The following is a 19,150-nucleotide window of genomic DNA, read 5'->3' as shown; positions in this document are numbered from 1 at the left end:
GCTGCCGGCGCTGATCGTGCTCGACGAGCCCAATTCCAATCTCGATGAGGCCGGGGAGCAGGCGTTGGTCGAGGCCATTGCCAGGCTGCGCGAGCACAAGCGCACGTTGATCCTGATCACCCACAAGTCCTCGCTGTTGGCCGGCCTGGACAACCTGCTGATGCTCAAGGGCGGCCAGTTGCAGGCCTTCGGCCCCACCGCCCGGGTGCTGCAGGACGCACAGCGGGCCGCTCGGCCGGCGCCCGCCCCCGTCGCGCCATCCTCCACACGCAACCCCATCGGCCTGAGCGTCACCTTCGGCCAGCCAAGAGCCTGACACCATGAGCGTACACGCCCTCTCCACGCAAAAGACCGAGGCGAGCCTGCTCAGCCTCGACGAACACCGCCCGGGCCGGGTGGGCCGCTGGCTGGTGCTGGCAGGTTTCGGCGGTTTCCTCCTGTGGGCCGCGCTGGCGCCGCTGGACAAAGGCGTGCCGGTCAGCGGCAGCGTGATGGTCGCCGGTAGCCGACAGGCCGTGCAGCACCCCACGGGCGGGGTGATCGAGCAGTTGCTGGTGCGTGACGGCGACACGGTGAGCGCCGGCCAGGTCGTGCTGCGCATGGATCCGACCCAGGCCCAGGCCCAGGTCGGTTCGCTACGGGTACAGTACGTCAACGCCCGCGCAGCCGAGGCGCGCCTGCTGGCCGAGCGCGATGGCAGGGCTTCGATCGACTTCCCCCAAGGCCTGCGTGACCAGGCCGCCAGTGCCTGGGTGGCCACGGTGCTGGAGAGCCAGCGGCAACTGCGCAGCAGCCGCGCCCAGGCGCTGGAGATGGAGCTTGGCGGCCTGCGCGAGAGCATCGCTGGCGCCGAAGCCTCGCTGCAGGGCCTGCAAGGCTCGCTGGCCAGCAAACAGGCCCAGCGTGACGCGCTGGACGAACAGTTGCGCGGCCTGCGCGAACTGGCTCGGGATGGCTACATCGCCCGCAATCGCCTGCTCGACAGTGAGCGCCTGCTGGCCCAGGTCAACGGCTCGATTGCCGAGGACTTCGGCAGCATCGGCCGCACCCGGCGTCAGGTCCTGGAACTCAAGCTGCGCATCGGCCAGCGCCAGCAGGAGTACCAGAACGAAGTGCGCCAGCAGCTCACCGAGCTGCAGGCCAGCGCAGAGGACCTGGACAACCGCCTGCGCAGCGCCGAGTTCGAGCTGGCCCATACCCAGGTGCGGGCCCCCGTGGCCGGCACCGTGGTGGGCCTGAGCGTGTTCACCGACGGTGGCGTCATCGCCCGCGGCCAGCAACTGATGGAGATCGTGCCGCGCGATGCGCCGCTGCTGGTCGAAGCCCGTGCCTCGGTGGACATGATCGACCGCCTGCGCCCCGGGTTGCCGGTGGAGCTGATGTTCGTCGCCTTCAACCAGAGCACCACGCCACGAGTGGATGGCGAGGTGACATTGGTCTCGGCCGATCGCCTGATCGACGAAAAGACCCAGCAGCCCTACTACCAGGTGCGCATCAAGGTCAGCGACCAGGGCCTCGGCCAACTGGCCGGCCTGGATATCCGCCCGGGCATGCCGGTGGAGGCCTTCGTGCGGACTGGCGAGCGCTCGCTGCTCAACTACCTGTTCAAGCCACTGGCCGACCGGGTGCATGTCGCGCTGACCGAGGAATAAGGGGATGTCCGTGCTACTGCGTGCCGCCTGCCCGCTGCTGTTGTTCACGAGCCTGTCGGCGCAGGCCCTGGACCTGGGTGACGCCTATGCCCTGGCGCTGCGCAACGATCCCACCTGGCAGGGCTCCATCGCCGAGCGCGAGGCCGGGCTCGAAAACCTGGCGATCGGTCGCGCTGGCCTGCTGCCCAGGTTGTCGTATCGCTACAACCGCGCCCGCAACGATTCCGAGGTGACCCAGCGTAGCCAGTTCGGCGACGTGACCACCCAGCGCGATTACCGCAGCTACAGCTCGACCCTGACCCTCGAGCAGCCGTTGTTCGACTACGCTGCCTGGAGCGACTACCGCCGTGGTGTGGCCCAGGCCGCCCTGGCCGACGAGCGCTATCGCGGTCGTGGCCAGGAGCTGATGGTGCGTCTGTTCGGCGCCTACAGCGAAGCGTTGTTCGCCAACGAACAGATCGCCCTGGCCCAGGCCCAGCGGCGTACCTATGCCGAGCAGATGACCCTCAACGAGCGCCTGCTCAAGGGCGGCGAGGGCACCCGCACCGATGTGCTGGAAACCCGCGCCCGCTACGAGTTGGCGCAGGCCCAGGAAATCGAGGCTGGCGACAATCTCGATGCGGCGCTGCACGCCTTGCAGGCGATCATCGGCGAGCCGGTGGCGGTCGAGGACCTGACGCCGATGACCGCCGATTTTCGCGTCCAACCCCTCACCCCCACACGTTTCGAGCGCTGGCGCGACCTGGCCGTGGCCCACAACGCCGAGCTGGCCAGCCAGCGCCATGGGTTGGAGGTCGCCGAGCAGAACATCGAGCGGCAACGGGCCGGGCACCTGCCTTCGTTGAGTGCCTATGCCAGCAAGGGCATTTCCAGTTCGAGCTCCGAGAGCAGCTACAACCAACGCTACGATACCGACAGCATCGGCGTGCAGTTGAGCGTGCCGCTGTATGCCGGTGGCGGGGTGCAGGCGTCAGTGCGTCAGGCTCGTGCCCAGCGCGATGCCGCGGGGTTCGAACTGGATGCACAGCTGAACGACACGCTCACCCAACTGCGTCGGCAGTTCAACCTCTGTGCCAGCGGCACGGCGAAGATCCGCGCCTACGACCTGGCGGTGAAGGCGGCCTCGGCCCTGGTGCAGGCCACACGCAAGAGCGTGCGGGGAGGGGAAAGGGTCAACCTCGATGTGCTGGATGCCGAGCAACAGCTGTTCAGTGCCAGGCGTGACCTGGCGCAGGCACGCCATGAGTACCTGCGGGCGTGGTTGCAGCTGCGCTATCTGGCGGGCGTACTGGAGGCGGGGGATCTGAATGCGTTGAGCAGGTATTTCCTGTCGCACGGATAGTGCGTCGGCGCTCCGACACCTGCACCAGATAAAAAAGGGAGCCGACGATGCGCGTCGGCTCCCCCTCGATGACCGTCCTGGTCAGCGATCAGTGTTCGGCAACCGCCTTGCGCCTGGGCGCCTCGTTGCCGTGCTCGTCAAGCTCCAGCACCGGAACCTCATTGCCGTCGGCGTCGAACAGCTTGCCGTCCTTGAAGTAGTCGCCATCGCGCAGGGCCGAGATGTCCGAGTACTGGATGGTGCGCTCGTAGGCCGCGGCGAACACCGACTGGTTTTCCGAGTTGCCGGTGGTGAAGTGGTTGAAGATCAGGTTCAGCAGGATGGCCATGATCGCCGCCGAGCTGATGCCGGAGTGGAAGATGGTTTCGAACCAGCTCGGGAAGTTGTGGTAGAAGGTCGGCGCCGCGATCGGGATCATGCCGAAGCCCAGCGAGGCAGCGACGATGATCAGGTTGACGTTGTTCTTGTAGTTGACCTTGGACAGGGTGCGGATGCCGCTGGCCGCCACGGTGCCGAACAGCACGATACCCGCGCCGCCGAGGACCGGGGTCGGTACCGCGGCGATGACCCGGCCCATGATCGGCAGCAGGCCCAGCACCACCAGGATTACCCCGCCGGTGGCCACCACGTAGCGGCTCTTCACCCCGGTCACGGCCACCAGGCCGACGTTCTGGGCAAAGGCGCTCTGGGTGAACGAGCCGAAGATCGGCGCCAGGATGCTCGACGCCATGTCGGCGCGCAGGCCATTGCCCAGGCGCTTGGAGTCGACCTTGGTGTCGATGATCTCACCCACGGCGAGGATGTCCGCCGAGGTTTCCACCAGGGTCACCATGATCACGATGCACATCGACAGGATCGCGGCGATATGGAAGGTCGGCATGCCGAAGTGGAACGGCGTGGGGAAGGCGAAGATCGGGCCTTCGGTAACTTTGCTGAAGTCGGTCATGCCCAGCGCCCAGGCAATCAGGGTGCCGGCGACCATGGCCAGGAGGATCGACAGGCGCGAGATGCTCGCGCTGCCCAGCTTGCTCAGCAGCAGGACGATGGCGAAGGTCAGGGCCGCCAGGCCGATGTTGGCCACGCTGCCGAACTCCGGCGAGGCGCTGTTGCCGCCCATCACCCAGCGTGCGGCCACGGGCATCAGGGTCAGGCCGATGGTGGTGATGACGATGCCGGTGACCAGCGGCGGGAAGAACTTGGTGATGCGCGAGAACACCGGGGTGATCAGGAAACCGATGAGCGAGGCCGCCATCACCGCGCCCAGCACCGAAGGCAAGCCGCCACCGCTCTGGCTGCCGAGGATCGCGCCCATGGTCGCCACACCGGCGAACGACACGCCCTGCACCAGCGGCAGCTGGCAGCCGAAGAACGGCAGGCCAAGGGTCTGCAGCAACGTCGCCAGGCCTCCGGCGAACAGCGAGGCGGCGATCAACAGGCCGATTTCCGCCGGGGCCAGGCCGGCGGCCTGGCCGAGGATCAGGGGTACGGCGACAATCCCTCCATACATGGTCAGGACATGCTGCAGCCCGTAGGCCAGGTTGGCGCCAAGGCCGAGGTTCTCGTCCTCGGGGCGCGGGGCGGGAGACGTGCTGGGGGACGTGGTCATTGGAGCAGGCTCTCTGTTTATTGTTGTGCCGCTACTGTAGACAACAAGCACAAAAAATTGCCACAAAAATTGTATACAAAGTTTTGATCGTAGCGACGGAACTGGTGCGTCCAGGGTGCGTGAAACCTGGATGCAGGTTGCGTTCCAACTTGCAGGATGCTGTTCCAGAGGGGTGTGTACAAAGAGCTTGGCAGGCGTATGAAAGCTGTCTGGCTGGACAGGAAAGCCGTCACAGCCAGATAGGTAGCAAGCTAAGAGATATCAATCTTCGATGAGTTCGCGCAGCTCGCGCATCATTTCGGTGCTGTCACCCACGTTCAGTTCCACCAGACGGTGCAGATGGGTCATCGAATCGATGTCGATGTGCAGGCAGATGAAACCCAGGCGGCTCGGCTCCTCGTGGCGCAGTTCGACCTGCATCAGCACCTGGGTCTTCTTGTCGTTGAGGTGGATGATCGCTTCGAAATCCTGGGTGAGGTCGGCATTCCAGGGATCGGGGCGCTCGATCAGCAAGCCCTTGAGCGACAGGTCGAGCAGTTTCACCGGCCAGCGCCGCTCGCCCTGGCGCAGTTCAGTGGGGGCATCGAAGGCGATGCGTTGAAAGCGGCGGCGTTCGTCGTGGTCGCTCATGGGAAAAGCCCTCGGGGGTTCAACCTGACTATAGTGGGTTATGGTGCAGTATCAGGTACCGCAATCTGGCCGCAGAGGCTCTAGACCAAAGCAAGTGTGGCAATGCGCGATGAGTCGCCCTAGACTCGATGGGCGGTCTTTCCAATCCACCAGCTGGAAGTAAACCATGAACAACAATAATAGCCTGCTACGCCACATTCCGTGGCTGGCGCTGGCAGTCATAGGGGCCTGCGCGCTGGGTGTGGTCGCCCTGCGTCGCGGTGAGGCCATCAACGCCTTGTGGATCGTGGTCGCGGCAGTGGCCCTTTACCTGGTCGCCTACCGTTACTACAGCCTGTTCATCGCCACCAAGGTGATGCAGCTCGACCCCCGCCGGGCCACGCCCGCGGTGCTCAACAACGATGGCCTGGACTACGTCCCGACCAACAAGCACATTCTCTTCGGCCACCACTTCGCCGCCATCGCCGGCGCCGGCCCGCTCGTCGGCCCGGTGCTCGCCGCGCAGATGGGCTACCTGCCCGGCACGCTGTGGCTGATCGCCGGCGTGGTGCTGGCCGGCGCGGTGCAGGACTTCATGGTCCTGTTCCTCTCCACCCGCCGCAACGGCCGCTCGCTGGGCGACATGGTACGCGAGGAAATGGGCCGCATCCCGGGCACCATCGCCCTGTTCGGCTGCTTCCTGATCATGATCATCATCCTCGCGGTGCTGGCGCTGATCGTGGTCAAGGCCCTGGCCGAGAGCCCGTGGGGCATGTTCACGGTGATGGCGACCATCCCGATCGCGATGTTCATGGGCATCTACATGCGCTACATCCGCCCGGGCCGCATCGGCGAGATCTCGGTCATCGGCGTGGTCCTGCTGCTGCTGTCGATCTGGCTGGGGGGCCAGATCGCCGCAGATCCGGTGTGGGGCCCGGCGTTCACCTTCACCGGCGTGCAGATCACCTGGATGCTGGTCGGCTACGGTTTCGTCGCTGCCGTGCTGCCGGTGTGGCTGGTGCTGGCGCCGCGTGACTACCTGTCGACCTTTCTCAAGATCGGCACCATCGTCGGCCTTGCCATCGGCATCCTGATCATCGCGCCCGAACTGAAGATGCCGGCGCTGACCCAGTTCACCGACGGCACGGGCCCGGTTTGGAAGGGCACTCTGTTCCCGTTCCTGTTTATCACCATCGCCTGCGGCGCGGTGTCCGGCTTCCACGCGCTGATCTCCTCGGGGACCACGCCCAAGCTGCTGGACAACGAAACCAACGCCCGCTACATCGGCTACGGCGGCATGCTGATGGAGTCGTTCGTCGCCATCATGGCCATGGTCGCCGCCTCGGTGATCGAGCCGGGGGTGTACTTCGCCATGAACAGCCCGGCCGCTGTGGTCGGTGCCGACGTCGTCTCGGTGGCGCAGACTGTGAGCAGCTGGGGCTTCATGATCACACCCGAGCAGCTCGAGGCCACCGCCCGTGATATCGGCGAGCACACCATCCTGGCCCGTGCCGGTGGTGCACCGACCCTGGCGGTGGGCATTGCGCAGATCCTGCACCAGGTACTGCCGGGTGAGAACACCATGGCGTTCTGGTACCACTTCGCGATTCTGTTCGAGGCGCTGTTCATCCTCACTGCAGTAGACGCCGGTACCCGTGCCGGTCGCTTCATGCTGCAGGATTTGCTGGGCAGCTTCGTGCCGGCCCTGAAACGCACCGAGTCGTGGACCGCCAACCTGATCGGCACCGCCGGTTGCGTGGCGCTGTGGGGCTATCTGCTGTACCAGGGCGTGATCGACCCTCTGGGTGGCATCAACACCCTGTGGCCGCTGTTCGGCATCTCCAACCAGATGCTCGCCGGCATCGCCTTGATGCTGGGCACCGTGGTGTTGATCAAGATGAAGCGCCAGCGCTACGTCTGGGTCACCCTGCTGCCGGCCGTGTGGCTGCTGATCTGCACCACCACCGCGGGCCTGATCAAGTTGTTCGACCCGAACCCTGCGGTCGGCTTCCTGGCCCTGGCCAAGAAGTACAGCACCGCGCTGGATGCCGGCCAAGTGCTGGCCCCGGCCAAGGACATCGGCCAGATGCAGCATGTGATCTTCAACGCCTACACCAACGCCGGCCTGACCGTGCTGTTCCTGGTGGTGGTGTTCAGCGTGCTGTTCTTCGCCGTCAAGGTTGGCCTCGCCGCCCTGGGTCGCAAGGAGCGCACCGACAAGGAAACCCCGTTCCAGGCCCTGCCTGACGCTTGAGAGGATCGCCGCGATGTTCAACGACCTGGGTCGACTGGGCAAGTACCTGGGGCAGGCCGCCCGCCTGATGGTCGGCATGCCCGACTACGACAACTATGTCGAGCACATGCGCAAGAAGCACCCGGACAAGCCGGTGATGAGCTACGAAGAGTTCTTCCGCGAGCGCCAGGAAGCGCGCTATGGTGGCAAGTCCGGGCCCAAGTGCTGTTGAACCCGCGACACGCGTGAACCAGTGGGAGCCCGGGCAACCGGGCTCCCACTTTCATTTTCAGCTGCAGGAGACAACCGCGTGCAAACGCCGATTCCCGTTACCGTGCTGACCGGCTTCCTTGGCGCCGGCAAGACCACATTGCTCAAGCATATGCTCAGGGCCGAGCATGGCCTGAAGCTCGCCGTGATCGAAAACGAATTCAGCGAGGCCGGCATCGACAGCCAGCTGCTGGGCGATGAACCGGTGCAGGTCATGACCCTGGCCAACGGCTGCGTGTGCTGCAGCATCCATGGCGACCTGACTCGGGCCCTGTACCTGCTGCTCGAACGGCTGGATGCCGGTGAAATCGCCTTCGATCGCCTGGTCATCGAGTGCACCGGCCTTGCCGATCCGGCGCCGGTGGCGCAGACCTTCTTCATCGATGAAGAGCTGCGCGAGCGCTATATCCTCGACGGCATTATCACCCTGGTCGACACCGCCCATGCCGAGCTGCACCTGACCCAGGCCATCGCCCAGGCCCAGGTTGGCTTCGCCGACCGCCTGCTGCTGAGCAAGACCGACCTGGTCGAGCCACAGGTGGTCGACGCCCTGCGCGAGCGTCTGGCGCGTATCAATGGCCGGGCGGCAATCCGCGTGGTCGAGCACGGCCGCATCGACCTGGCCGAGCTACTCGATGTGCGCGGCTTCAACCTCAACCCGGACCTGGGCATCAGCCCAAAGCCCACCTTGCGCCCGCTGCTAAAGCCGGCCACCCCTGACCGTATCTCGACGCTGGTGCTGCATACCGAAACGCCGTTGGACATCGATCGGCTCAGCGACTTCATGAACGAGCTGCTGGAAGAGCACGGCAAGCAATTGCTGCGCTACAAGGGGGTATTGAACATTGCCGGTGAGGACCGCCGTCTGGTGTTCCAAGGGGTGCTGAAGCTCTATGGCTTTGATTGGGACGCCGAGTGGAAGGACGGCGAGACACGGGAAAGCGTGATGGTGTTCATTGCCGATGAGCTGCCGGAAGAGAATATTCGGGCAGGGTTTGAGGCGTTGTATCACGCATGAGTGGGACGTAGCTGACTGGTTGATGCCGCCAAATGGCGGCATTTTTTTGCCTCGTTCAATACATTGGGCCACACGCTATGGCCCCCTTGAAAGAGGTACCTTTTTTGGTGCGCTCGGTCGAGTCACAAGCGGGTGATTGCCTGGCAGCTGACTGAGGCGATGAAGCAGCAGAGGGTCAGCAAGAAGGCGCTTGCCGAGCGCATGCACACCAGCCGTACGGCGGTCGATCGAGCGCTTGATCAGACGGATGCCGGCATGACGCTGGCAACGCTGGCCAGTGCGGCGAGAGCCTTGGATCAGCGCGTGGAAATACGTCTCGTGCCGGATGTCGCAACAACTCGCTGAGAACAAGCACAAAAAAGCCCGGCACATGGCCGGGCTTTTTCACATCAGGCGTCCGCCAATCAGTTGCCGTACACCGGCAGCTTCTTGCAGATCGCCTTGACCTTCTCGCGCACGGCGTCGATCACCGCTTCGTTGTTCAGGTCGGCCAGGATGTCGCAGATCCAGCCAGCCAGTTCGCGGCACTCGGCTTCCTTGAAGCCACGGGTGGTGACGGCAGGGGTGCCGAAACGCAGGCCCGAGGTGACGAACGGCGAACGTGGGTCGTTCGGGACCGAGTTCTTGTTGACGGTGATGAACGCCTTGCCCAGGGCGGCGTCGGCGTCCTTACCGGAGATTTCCTGCTTGATCAGCGACAGCAGGAACAGGTGGTTCTGGGTGCCGCCGGATACGACGTCGAAACCACGCTCGATGAACACTTCGGCCATGGCCTGGGCGTTCTTTACCACTTGCTGCTGGTAGGCCTTGAACTCAGGCTGCAGCGCTTCCTTGAAGCAGATCGCCTTGGCGGCGATGACGTGCTCCAGCGGGCCGCCCTGGGCGCCCGGGAAGACCGCGGAGTTCAGCTTCTTCTCGATGTCGGCGTTGGCGCGGGCCAGGATCAGGCCGCCACGCGGACCGCGCAGGGTCTTGTGGGTGGTGGTGGTGACCACGTCGGCGAACGGAACAGGGTTCGGGTACACGCCGGCGGCGACCAAGCCAGCCACGTGGGCCATGTCGACGAACAGGTAGGCACCGACCTTGTCGGCGATTTCACGGAAGCGTGGGAAGTCCAGGACCTGCGAGTAGGCGGAGAAGCCGGCGACGATCATCTTCGGCTTGTGCTCCAGGGCCAGTGCTTCGACTTCGTCGTAGTTGATCAGGCCGTTGGCGTCGATGCCGTACTGGATGGCGTTGTACAGCTTGCCCGAGGAGGAGACGCTGGCGCCGTGGGTCAGGTGACCGCCGTGGGCCAGGCTCATGCCCAGGATGGTGTCACCGGCCGACAGCAGGGCCAGGTAGACGGCGGCGTTGGCCTGGGAGCCGGCGTGCGGCTGGACGTTGGCGTAGTCGGCGCCGAACAGCTCCTTGGCGCGGTCGATGGCCAGCTGCTCGACGACGTCGACGTACTCGCAACCACCGTAGTAGCGCTTGCCTGGGTAGCCTTCGGCGTACTTGTTGGTCAGAACCGAACCCTGGGCCTCCATGACCGCCGGGCTGGTGTAGTTTTCCGAAGCGATCAGCTCGATATGCTCTTCCTGGCGCAGGGCTTCTTGCTGCATGGCTTCGAAGAGCTCGGCGTCGTACTTGGCAATGGTCAAATCACGGCTGAACATGGCGGTCCTCAAGGATCGGGCAGAATTGGGGGGGCATTCTAACCGATTGATTCGCCGCTGGCATATGAAGTGGCATCAAGTCGCGGACCAATGGCCCTCATGTTGCAGCCCGCGCCGTTTCTGGGCTGGAGTTGACTTTTGGGTCCGTTTTTCAAGGCTTGGCGCCGTGCACTGTGGGAGCGGCCTTGCGTCGCGAAAGGGCCGCAAAGCGGCCCCGGCGATCTTTGCGTTAACACTTAGGTCCTGGGGCTGCTGCGCAGCCCTTTCGCGACGCAAGGCCGCTCCCACGGAAACCGTCTCGTGTCACCGTCGTCACTGGAACATGAACAACGTCTCGTTGCTGAACTGCGCCTCGAACTGGTTGGCCGGCATCGGCCTGCCGAACAGGTAGCCCTGCACCTCGTCGCAGCCGTGCTCGCGCAGGAACTCCAGCTGCTCGTGGGTCTCCACGCCCTCGGCGATCACCGCCAGGTTGAGGCTGTGGGCCATGGCGATGATCGCCCGGGCGATCTGCGCGTCCTGCTCGCCCTCGGGCAGGCCGTCGACGAAGGTGCGGTCGATCTTGAGCACGTCGATGGGGAACTGCTTGAGGTAGTTGAGCGACGAGTAGCCGGTGCCGAAGTCGTCGACCGCGATGCTCAGGCCGAGATTCTTCAGGCTGTCGAGGATCTGCATGGCCTCGTTGACCTCGCGCATCAGGATGCTTTCGGTCAGCTCCAGCTCCAGGCAGGCCGGGGGCAGCCCGGTTTCCTCGAGGATGGTGGCGATGCGCGTACCCAGTTGGCCGTCGGAGAACTGCCGGGCGGAAATGTTCACCGACACCTTCGGTACCCGCACCTTCTCCTTGTGCCAGGCCTTGAGTTGGCGGCACGCCTCGCGCAGCACCCAGTCGCCGACGTCGACCACCAGGCCCAGCTCTTCGATCACCGGGATGAAGTCGCCCGGCGGCACCAGGCCGCGGGTCGGATGGCGCCAGCGCAGCAGCGCCTCGGCACCGGTCAGGCGCTTGCCGTCGCCGCTGAACTGCGGCTGGTAGTAGAGGGTGAACTCGTTTTGCTCCAGGGCATGGCGCAGGTCGCTCTCCAGCTCCAGGCGCTCCAGGGCGCTGGCGTTCATGTCTGCCTGGTAGAACTGGAAGTTGTTCTTGCCGCGCTCCTTGGCGTGGTACATCGCCGTGTCGGCGTTCTTCATCAGTTGGCTGAGCTCGCTGCCGTCCTGCGGGCTCAGGGCGATGCCGATACTGGCGGTGACAAAGAACTCGCGGTTTTCCAGGACGAACGGCGTGACCAGCCCGTCGAGGATGTGCTCGGCGACATGGATCGCCCGGTTGAGCGCCTGCTCGCGGGTGGCCTTGGGCTGCAGCAACAGGGTGAACTCGTCGCCGCCCATGCGCGCCACGGTGTCGTCGTCGTCGACGCAGGCCAGCAGGCGCTCGGCCATGTCCTTGAGCATGCGATCACCCGCGGCGTGGCCGAGGGAGTCGTTGATCGGCTTGAAGCGGTCGAGGTCGAGGAACATCAACACCACCCAGGCCTTCTGCCGTTCGGCCTGCTGCAGGGCGGTGTACAGGCGGTCCTGGAACAACGTGCGGTTGGGCAGGTGGGTCAGGGCGTCGTAGTAGGCCAGGCGGTGGATGCGCTGTTCGCTGGCCTTGCGCTCGCTGATGTCGGTGAAGAAGCACACGTAGCTGGCCAGGTCGCCCTCGTCGTCGAGCACTGCGGTGATGCCTACCCACGCCGGGTAGTGCTCGCCGTTGCGGCGCTTGAGCCAGACCTCGCCTTCCCAGGTACCGCGCTGGCTCAGTTGCTTGAGCACGTAGCCCAGCTGGGCGCTCTGCTGCTGTTCGACGGTGAGCATGCCGGGCAACTGGTCGAGCACTTCGGCCACGGCATAGCCGCTGACCCGGCTGAAAGCCTCGTTGGCCTGAACGATATAGCCGGCCGGGTCGGTGATGAGGATCGCCGAGGTGGAGTGTTCGAACACCGTCGCGGCCATGCGCAGGTCTTTCTCGGCCCGGCGCTGCTGGCTGATGTCGCGTCCCACGCCGAGCACGCCTTCGAAGCGCTCGTGTTCGTCCCACACCAGCACCAGGCGCAGCTCGATGGGGATCTTGCGGCCATCGGCGCGCAGGCAGTCGAACAGGAACAGCTGGGTGGGCAGGGTGCTGCGCAACTGGGCCAACTGCTCACTGTCGCCCAGCACCTTGCTGACCCGCTCCAACAGGTTGTAGACGCCGCTGAGCTGGGCGGGGTTGGCGACGATCGACTGCCAGCCGTTGGCGAAGATCCAGTCGGCCTGGTAGCCCAGCACCGCCTGCACCGAGGGGCTGACGTAGTTGAGCTGCAACTGGCTATCGGTGGAGAAGATCACGTCGCTGATGCTCTCGGCGAGCATGCGGTAGCGCTGCTCGCTGTCGCGCAGGGACTCGCTGGCCTCGATCTGCACGGTGACGTCCTTGCCCACGCCGATGATGCGGGTGACCTGGCCCTCGCTGTCGCGGGTCAGCACCTGCTCACGGATGTCGTAGCAGCGCCAGCCGCCGTCACGGTGGCGGAAACGCAGCTGGCAGTGCAGCGACTCGCCGTGGCCGGTGTCGCGCTGCTGCTGGCGCAGGGCACGATAGTGCTCGGCGTCGCCGGGGTGCAGGAGCATTTCCCAGAAGCGGTCGCCCATCTGCGCCAGTTCCACACGGTCGTAGCCCAGGGTCTGGCCGAGGTGGCGGTTGCTGAAGATCATGCGCTGGCTGTTGACGTCCTGCACGTAGAGCTGGTCGGGCACGGTGCGCACCACGTCCGACCAGAAGCCTTCGCGTTCGAGCAGCGACAGCTCCACCTGCTTGCGGCTGGTGATGTCGCTGATGCTCAGGATCACCGCCTGGTAGTCGCGGCGCTGCTGGGGCAGGCGGGCCATCAGCCACAGGTGCAGTTCGCCACCCTGCGGGGCGGGCAGGCGCACCTCCAGTTCAAGCTGCTGGCGCTCTTCGATCAGCGCGTCGATCAGTTGCATGCCGATACTGTCGCGGCTGTCGCCGCTGCCCTCGATCAGGCGCTGCCAGGCGCCTTCGTGGCTGTCGACATTGAGCAGCTGACGCGCCACCTGGTTGATCTCGGTGATCTTCAGTTCCGCCAGCAGCGTGCGGCGCAGCTTGGTGTCCAGCGCCAGGCTGTGCTTGAGCGCGGCGCGGTTGCGCAGGTGGTAACGGTCGAGCTGGCCGGGCAGGCTGGACAGGTCGAGCACGCACAAGGCCACGCCAGTGCCCTCGAAAATTTCCTGGTAGCGTCGGCGATCCTCCTGCAGGGCGCGCTGGCGGCGACGCATGTTGATCAGCGCCAGCACCGGCAGCAGGGCGCAGAACAGCACCAGCACACACTTGCCGATCAGCGCCGGCAGCAGTTTGTCGCGGGCCATGCCTGCGTCGAACAGGCCGCGCAGTTGCCAGGTGCTGTTGTCGATGAACGCGAGCATCACGCTCTGCAGCGGTTCGTCGCTGGCCTGGCGGTGGCCATGGTGCTGGATGATCTCGCCGCTGCGGCTGTTTTCCAGCAGCCACAGGGGGTGGGTGGGGCCGTCCAGGTGGCGGGTCAGCTCCTGGTAGTAGTCCGGGCTCAGGCGCAGCAGCCAGTAGCCGCGGTCCTGCTCGGCCGGCTGGCGCAGCAGCAGGTACACCCGCTGGTTGTCGGCGCCGTTGCCATAGAAGAAGGCGCGGCCTTGGTTCAGTTGCAGGAGGTCGTCAATCAACTGACGGTCCGGCGTGCCGTCGAGGCTGTCGCTGCGCACCTGCCCGGCGGCGTCCAGCCAGGCCAGGTCGCGCAGGGCCGGCAGGCGCGCCTGCAAGGTGGTGAGCAGGCTCGGCAGGGCGGCGGGCGCCGGTGGATTGACGTAAGGCTGGACCAGGTTCAGCGATTGCTGGGCCTTCAGCGCCATGTTCAGGCTCAGGTGGTCGGCCAATTCGGCGCTGGTCGTCAGGCTGTGCTGACGCAGGTCGGCCTGGGTATGGCGGAACTGGGCGAACAGTTGCCACAACAGCAAACCCAGCAAAACCAGGGCGAGCAGGGCCAGCGCCCCCTTGAGCGAGCCACGCAGGTGTGTGCCGGCCGAGGTGTCGGCAGGCCGCAGGGATGACGGTTGCGTGAGATTGGTCAAGCGTTGGGTCCTGCGATTTGGCTGGCGATGGCAGGGGTTGCGTCCTCGCAGCATGCACGGCGCGTGCCGTGGTCGCTGGGCGCACTATAAGGCGCACGCGAGAAGCCGACTAGCATGCCCGCAAACATGGCAAAGTGCCAGCCCGTATGTCCGCGCACCGCCCGGCAGCCGGTCATGTCGGTTCGGCAAGCCCCTGCAACCTGTGCGAGAATGCCGCCCGCTTCATAGTCAACGCAACGGAGATGTACGGTTTTGGTTACCCACTATTCCACCAATGGCCTCGATTCCGCCTGTGGGCGCAGCAGTCAGACCCTGGTCAGCACTGCCGTGACCGAGGACGTATCCTGCAAGACCTGCCAGCGTTCGCTGGCCAAGCCGGACACGGCTGCCGCCAGTGCCAACAAGACGCCGTCGCTGGCCGAACTGCGCAAGCAGGCCATGCCTGCGGTCGAGGCCGTCACCCCGGCGGCTGGCAAGCCTGTTGCCGCGCCCGCCAAGGCCGCGAGCAAGCCCGCCGCCAAGGCTGCGGAAAAACCTGCCCGCAATGGCGGCTTCAGCGTCAAGGCCGCCTGGGCCGCGCGCCTGGCCGAGCAGTCGGACCGTTGCCGCCTGCCGCGCGGCAAGGTCAAGCAAGCGCACGTCTGAGCCTGCGTCACCTTGATCGCGGGCCAACCCCGCTCCCATGCAACAACGCTGTGGCGTGGGAGCGGGCTTGACCCGCGGTAGCCGCCGAACGGCGCCGCCATCTACCCATCTGTGCAACGCCGCGAGTTGGCGTAGAATGGCCCACTTTGTTCAACGACACCCCGTAATCACATCCCCCTGGCCCATGCCGGGGCGCGTGTCTTTACCTATCTGATAGAGGGCTTGGTTTTGGCTCAATACGTCTACACCATGCATCGGCTGAGCAAGGTCGTGCCGCCGAAGCGGGAAATTCTCAAGAACATTTCCCTGTCGTTCTTCCCTGGCGCCAAGATCGGCGTGCTGGGCCTGAACGGCGCGGGTAAATCGACCCTGCTGCGGATCATGGCGGGCGTCGACAAGGAATTCGACGGCGAAGCCCGTCCGATGCCCGACATCAACGTCGGCTACCTGCCCCAGGAGCCGCAGCTGGATCCGACCAAGACCGTGCGTGAAGTGGTCGAGGAAGCGGTCAGCGTGATCAAGGACGCCCAGGCCCGCCTGGACGAGGTCTACGCCGCCTACGCCGACCCCGACGCCGACTTCGACAAGCTGGCCGCCGAGCAGGCCAAGCTCGAGGCTATCCTGCAGGCCGCCGACGGCCACAACCTGGAGCGTCAGCTGGACGTTGCCGCCGACGCCTTGCGCCTGCCGGCCTGGGACGCCAAGATCGAGCACCTGTCCGGTGGCGAGAAGCGCCGCGTGGCCCTGTGCCGCCTGCTGCTGTCGGCTCCCGACATGCTGCTGCTGGACGAACCGACCAACCACCTGGACGCCGACTCGGTGGCCTGGCTTGAGCGTTTCCTCCACGACTTCCCCGGCACCGTGGTGGCGATCACCCACGACCGTTACTTCCTCGACAACGTCGCCGGCTGGATCCTCGAACTGGACCGCGGCGCCGGCATCCCGTACGAAGGCAACTACTCGGGCTGGCTGGAGGCCAAGTCGGAGCGTCTGGCCCAGGAATCCAAGCAGCAGAGCGCCCACGAGAAGGCCATGAAAGAGGAACTGGAGTGGGTGCGCAAAGGCGCCAAGGCCCGCCAGTCCAAGTCCAAGGCCCGTCTGCAGCGTTTCGAAGAGATGCAGTCGCAGGAATTCCAGAAGCGCAGCGAGACCAACGAGATCTACATCCCGGCCGGTCCGCGCCTGGGCGACAAGGTCATCGAGTTCAAGAACGTCACCAAGGGCTACGGTGATCGCGTGCTGATCGACAACCTGTCGTTCGCCATGCCCAAGGGCGCCATCGTCGGCGTGATCGGCGGCAACGGTGCCGGTAAGTCGACCCTGTTCCGCATGCTGATGGGCAAGGAGCAGCCGGACTCGGGCAGCATCGAGATCGGTGAAACCGTGCAACTGGCCTGCGTCGACCAGAGCCGCGAGGACCTGGACGGCAGCAAGACCGTGTTCCAGCAGATCTCCGACGGTTCCGACCAGATCCGCATCGGCAGCTACGAGATTCCGTCGCGCACCTACGTCGGCCGCTTCAACTTCAAGGGTGGCGACCAGCAGAAGTTCGTCAAGGACCTCTCCGGTGGTGAGCGTGGCCGCCTGCACCTGGCCCTGACCCTGAAGGAGGGCGGCAACGTCCTGCTGCTCGACGAACCGTCCAACGACCTCGACGTCGAAACCCTGCGTTCCCTGGAAGAAGCCCTGCTGGACTTCCCGGGCGCCGCCATCGTGATTTCCCACGACCGTTGGTTCCTGGACCGTGTGGCCACGCACATCCTGGCGTACGAAGACGACTCGAGCGTGGTGTTCTTCGAGGGCAACTACACCGAGTACGAAGCCGACCGCAAGAAGCGCCTGGGCGACGCCGCTGCCCAGCCGCACCGTGTACGTCACAAGAAACTGGCCCAGTAAGCCGGATTTCGCTGCACAGCAATGGGGCCCTTCGGGGCCCCATTTTTGTGCCTGGCATTCGAGCGTCGGCGGGGCAAGGTGGAAGCGGGCTTGCCTTGCGATAGCCGGGTTCAAGCCGATCAGCCAAGCAAGATCCTGTGTCTCGAATTTTGTATACACTTATAGAAAACGCACCAAATAATTTCATAAAAACGACATTGCGCCCTGTTCCAGTGCGATTGGTTCTTGGTACATTCGGGAAAAAACCAAAAACAATCCCTCTTGGTGAGATGTCTACCATGATCGAATCTGTCGACGATTTCCTGGCCCGCCTGCAACAGCGCGACCCGGCTCAGCCCGAGTTCCACCAGGCCGTGGAAGAAGTGTTACGCAGCCTGTGGCCGTTCCTCGAACAAAACCCTCACTACCTCAAGGCCGGCATCCTCGAGCGCATGGTCGAGCCCGAGCGCGCGGTGCTGTTCCGCGTGTCGTGGGTCGATGACCAGGGCAAGGTGCAGGTCAACCGCGGCTACCGCATCCAGATGAGCAGCGCCATCGGCCCGTACAAGGGCGGCCTGCGCTTCCACCCGTCGGTGAACCTGGGCGTGCTCAAGTTCCTGGCCTTCGAGCAGGTGTTCAAGAACTCGCTGACCTCGCTGCCCATGGGCGGTGGCAAGGGCGGTTCGGACTTCGACCCCAAGGGCAAGAGCGACGCCGAGGTGATGCGTTTCTGCCAGGCGTTCATGAGCGAGCTGTACCGTCATATCGGTGCCGACCTTGATGTACCGGCCGGTGATATCGGCGTCGGCGCCCGTGAGATCGGCTTCCTGTTCGGCCAGTACAAGCGCCTGGCCAACCAGTTCACCTCGGTGCTGACCGGCAAGGGCATGACCTACGGCGGCAGCCTGATTCGCCCGGAGGCCACCGGCTACGGTTGCGTGTACTTCGCCGAAGAGATGCTCAAGCGTCAGGACAAACGCATCGACGGTCGCCGCGTGGCGATCTCAGGCTCCGGCAACGTCGCCCAGTACGCTGCGCGCAAGGTCATGGACCTGGGCGGCAAGGTGATCTCGCTGTCCGACTCCGAAGGCACCCTGTTCTGCGAAGCCGGCCTGAACGACGCGCAATGGGATGCGCTGATGGAACTGAAGAACGTCAAGCGCGGCCGCCTCAGCGAGCTGGCCGGCTCGTTCGGCCTGGAGTTCCGCAAGGGCCAGACGCCGTGGTCCCTGCCGTGCGACATCGCCCTGCCGTGCGCCACCCAGAACGAACTGAACGCCGAGGACGCCCGTACCCTGCTGCGCAACGGCTGCATCTGTGTGGCCGAGGGCGCCAACATGCCGACCACCCTGGAGGCTGTGGATATCTTCATCGAGGCCGGCATCCTCTATGCGCCGGGCAAGGCTTCCAATGCCGGTGGCGTGGCCGTGTCGGGCCTGGAGATGTCGCAGAATGCCATGCGCCTGTTGTGGACCGCGGGCGAGGTGGACAGCAAGCTGCACCACATCATGCAGTCGATCCACCATGCGTGCGTGCACTATGGCGAAGAGGCCAATGGCAGCATCAACTACGTCAAGGGCGCCAACATTGCTGGCTTCGTCAAGGTCGCTGATGCGATGTTGGCGCAGGGCGTGGTTTGATTCGAGGTCATGGGGGCTGAAGTCTTGGCAAGACCGCTCCGCAGTCGCTTGTGCTAATGACTTAGTACTAATACTTGCGTCACCAGGCTTCGTCTACAGGATGAAATCAGCTTGATTTCATAGGTTTGCGCAGCGCCCGCCGTCCTCTACCACAGGTACTAACACCAAGTTGTGAACTACCTGTTTCGCTCTCCTCGGCTTTCACTGCTGGTTGTGAGTACAACAACCAGCAGCGGGAGTCTTCCCATGAACACTCAAGCGTGGATCAGGGCCGCAACGGCGCTGACGATGGTCATGTCCCTGGGCCTCACCGGTTGCAGCAGTGGCGGAGGTGGGCATCACAGTGAGGTCGATGGTTCCTCGGCCGACGGCGGTACGGGCGCAGGCACCGGTGCGGGTGCTGGAGACTCGGGCGGCGGGGCCGGTGGCGGTGGCACGGGCACCGGTGGTGGCAGCACC

The 19,150-nt window shown here is 64.9% G+C and carries 12 protein-coding genes and 3 pseudogenes; 11 read left to right on the top strand and 4 right to left on the bottom strand.

Annotated elements, in window-relative coordinates:
• From CC207_RS17355 to CC207_RS17345, 3 genes and pseudogenes are all read left to right on the top strand, one after another.
• Positions 1-316, top strand: a pseudogene (locus CC207_RS17355) (type I secretion system permease/ATPase); the annotation flags it as partial.
• A 4-nt stretch (positions 317-320) separates the two neighbouring features.
• The gene (locus CC207_RS17350; RefSeq protein ID WP_028691343.1) at positions 321-1,652 is read left to right on the top strand and encodes an HlyD family type I secretion periplasmic adaptor subunit; all 1,332 of its coding nucleotides are present in this window, start codon (positions 321-323) and stop codon (positions 1,650-1,652) included.
• A gap of 4 nt (positions 1,653-1,656) precedes the next feature.
• Positions 1,657-2,994 carry a TolC family outer membrane protein gene (locus CC207_RS17345; RefSeq protein WP_088852473.1) on the top strand — a complete coding sequence of 446 codons (1,338 nt, stop codon included), beginning with the start codon at positions 1,657-1,659 and terminating at the stop codon, positions 2,992-2,994.
• A gap of 88 nt (positions 2,995-3,082) precedes the next feature.
• Here the strand turns inward: CC207_RS17345 and CC207_RS17340 are convergent, their stop codons facing one another.
• Together CC207_RS17340 and CC207_RS17335 are read right to left on the bottom strand one after the other, a co-directional pair.
• Positions 3,083-4,600 (bottom strand): nucleobase:cation symporter-2 family protein, encoded by a 1,518-nt coding sequence (locus CC207_RS17340; RefSeq protein WP_028691345.1) that lies wholly within the window; start codon positions 4,598-4,600, stop codon positions 3,083-3,085.
• 261 nt (positions 4,601-4,861) lie between these two features.
• A complete protein-coding gene (locus CC207_RS17335) occupies positions 4,862-5,230 on the bottom strand; it encodes a PilZ domain-containing protein (protein WP_028691346.1) in 369 nt (122 codons plus the stop codon).
• Between the two features lie 166 nt (positions 5,231-5,396).
• Between CC207_RS17335 and CC207_RS17330 the strand changes: the two genes are divergently transcribed.
• The 4 genes and pseudogenes from CC207_RS17330 to CC207_RS17315 form a co-directional block, all read left to right on the top strand.
• Entirely contained in the window at positions 5,397-7,463 is a 2,067-nt protein-coding gene (locus CC207_RS17330) for a carbon starvation CstA family protein (protein WP_062362098.1), read from the top strand.
• A gap of 13 nt (positions 7,464-7,476) precedes the next feature.
• The gene (locus CC207_RS17325; RefSeq protein ID WP_028691348.1) at positions 7,477-7,674 is read left to right on the top strand and encodes a YbdD/YjiX family protein; all 198 of its coding nucleotides are present in this window, start codon (positions 7,477-7,479) and stop codon (positions 7,672-7,674) included.
• A gap of 78 nt (positions 7,675-7,752) precedes the next feature.
• Positions 7,753-8,730 (top strand): GTPase, encoded by a 978-nt coding sequence (gene yjiA / locus CC207_RS17320; RefSeq protein ID WP_088852472.1) that lies wholly within the window; start codon positions 7,753-7,755, stop codon positions 8,728-8,730.
• A gap of 126 nt (positions 8,731-8,856) precedes the next feature.
• Positions 8,857-9,075, top strand: a pseudogene (locus CC207_RS17315) (Fis family transcriptional regulator); the annotation flags it as partial.
• A gap of 59 nt (positions 9,076-9,134) precedes the next feature.
• Here the strand turns inward: CC207_RS17315 and glyA are convergent.
• Both glyA and CC207_RS17305 read right to left on the bottom strand, forming a co-directional pair.
• Entirely contained in the window at positions 9,135-10,388 is a 1,254-nt protein-coding gene (glyA, locus tag CC207_RS17310) for a serine hydroxymethyltransferase (protein ID WP_028691350.1), read from the bottom strand.
• A 312-nt stretch (positions 10,389-10,700) separates the two neighbouring features.
• Positions 10,701-14,531 carry a GGDEF and EAL domain-containing protein gene (locus tag CC207_RS17305; protein WP_088852471.1) on the bottom strand — a complete coding sequence of 1,277 codons (3,831 nt, stop codon included), beginning with the start codon at positions 14,529-14,531 and terminating at the stop codon, positions 10,701-10,703.
• A gap of 252 nt (positions 14,532-14,783) precedes the next feature.
• Between CC207_RS17305 and CC207_RS17300 the strand changes: the two genes are divergently transcribed.
• The 4 genes and pseudogenes from CC207_RS17300 to CC207_RS27250 all read left to right on the top strand — a co-directional run.
• Entirely contained in the window at positions 14,784-15,176 is a 393-nt protein-coding gene (locus CC207_RS17300) for a hypothetical protein (RefSeq protein ID WP_062362092.1), read from the top strand.
• A 228-nt stretch (positions 15,177-15,404) separates the two neighbouring features.
• The gene (gene ettA / locus CC207_RS17295) at positions 15,405-17,072 is read left to right on the top strand and encodes an energy-dependent translational throttle protein EttA (RefSeq protein ID WP_028691353.1); all 1,668 of its coding nucleotides are present in this window, start codon (positions 15,405-15,407) and stop codon (positions 17,070-17,072) included.
• Positions 17,073-17,350: 278 nt separating this feature from the next.
• Positions 17,351-18,691: an NADP-specific glutamate dehydrogenase gene (gene gdhA, locus CC207_RS17290; protein ID WP_028691354.1), complete on the top strand. Its 1,341-nt coding sequence runs from the start codon at positions 17,351-17,353 to the stop codon at positions 18,689-18,691.
• 246 nt (positions 18,692-18,937) lie between these two features.
• Positions 18,938-19,150, top strand: a pseudogene (locus tag CC207_RS27250) (hypothetical protein); the annotation flags it as partial.

The sequence above is a fragment of the Pseudomonas sp. DrBHI1 genome, assembly GCF_002205115.1.
Classification (GTDB): Bacteria; Pseudomonadota; Gammaproteobacteria; order Pseudomonadales; family Pseudomonadaceae; genus Aquipseudomonas; species Aquipseudomonas mosselii.
Note: the sequence above shows the minus strand (reverse complement) of the source record. Positions and strands in the feature narration are given on the sequence as shown.

Bases quoted from the DNA above. Each gene is read 5' to 3' on its own strand.
- glyA (WP_028691350.1), bottom strand. From the start codon at position 10,388: ATGTTCAGCCGTGATTTGACCATTGCCAAGTACGACGCCGAGCTCTTC.
- CC207_RS17330 (WP_062362098.1), top strand. From the start codon at position 5,397: ATGAACAACAATAATAGCCTGCTACGCCACATTCCGTGGCTGGCGCTG.
- gdhA (WP_028691354.1), top strand. From the start codon at position 17,351: ATGATCGAATCTGTCGACGATTTCCTGGCCCGCCTGCAACAGCGCGAC.
- CC207_RS17345 (WP_088852473.1), top strand. From the start codon at position 1,657: ATGTCCGTGCTACTGCGTGCCGCCTGCCCGCTGCTGTTGTTCACGAGC.
- CC207_RS17335 (WP_028691346.1), bottom strand. From the start codon at position 5,230: ATGAGCGACCACGACGAACGCCGCCGCTTTCAACGCATCGCCTTCGAT.
- CC207_RS17350 (WP_028691343.1), top strand. From the start codon at position 321: ATGAGCGTACACGCCCTCTCCACGCAAAAGACCGAGGCGAGCCTGCTC.
- CC207_RS17325 (WP_028691348.1), top strand. From the start codon at position 7,477: ATGTTCAACGACCTGGGTCGACTGGGCAAGTACCTGGGGCAGGCCGCC.
- CC207_RS17340 (WP_028691345.1), bottom strand. From the start codon at position 4,600: ATGACCACGTCCCCCAGCACGTCTCCCGCCCCGCGCCCCGAGGACGAG.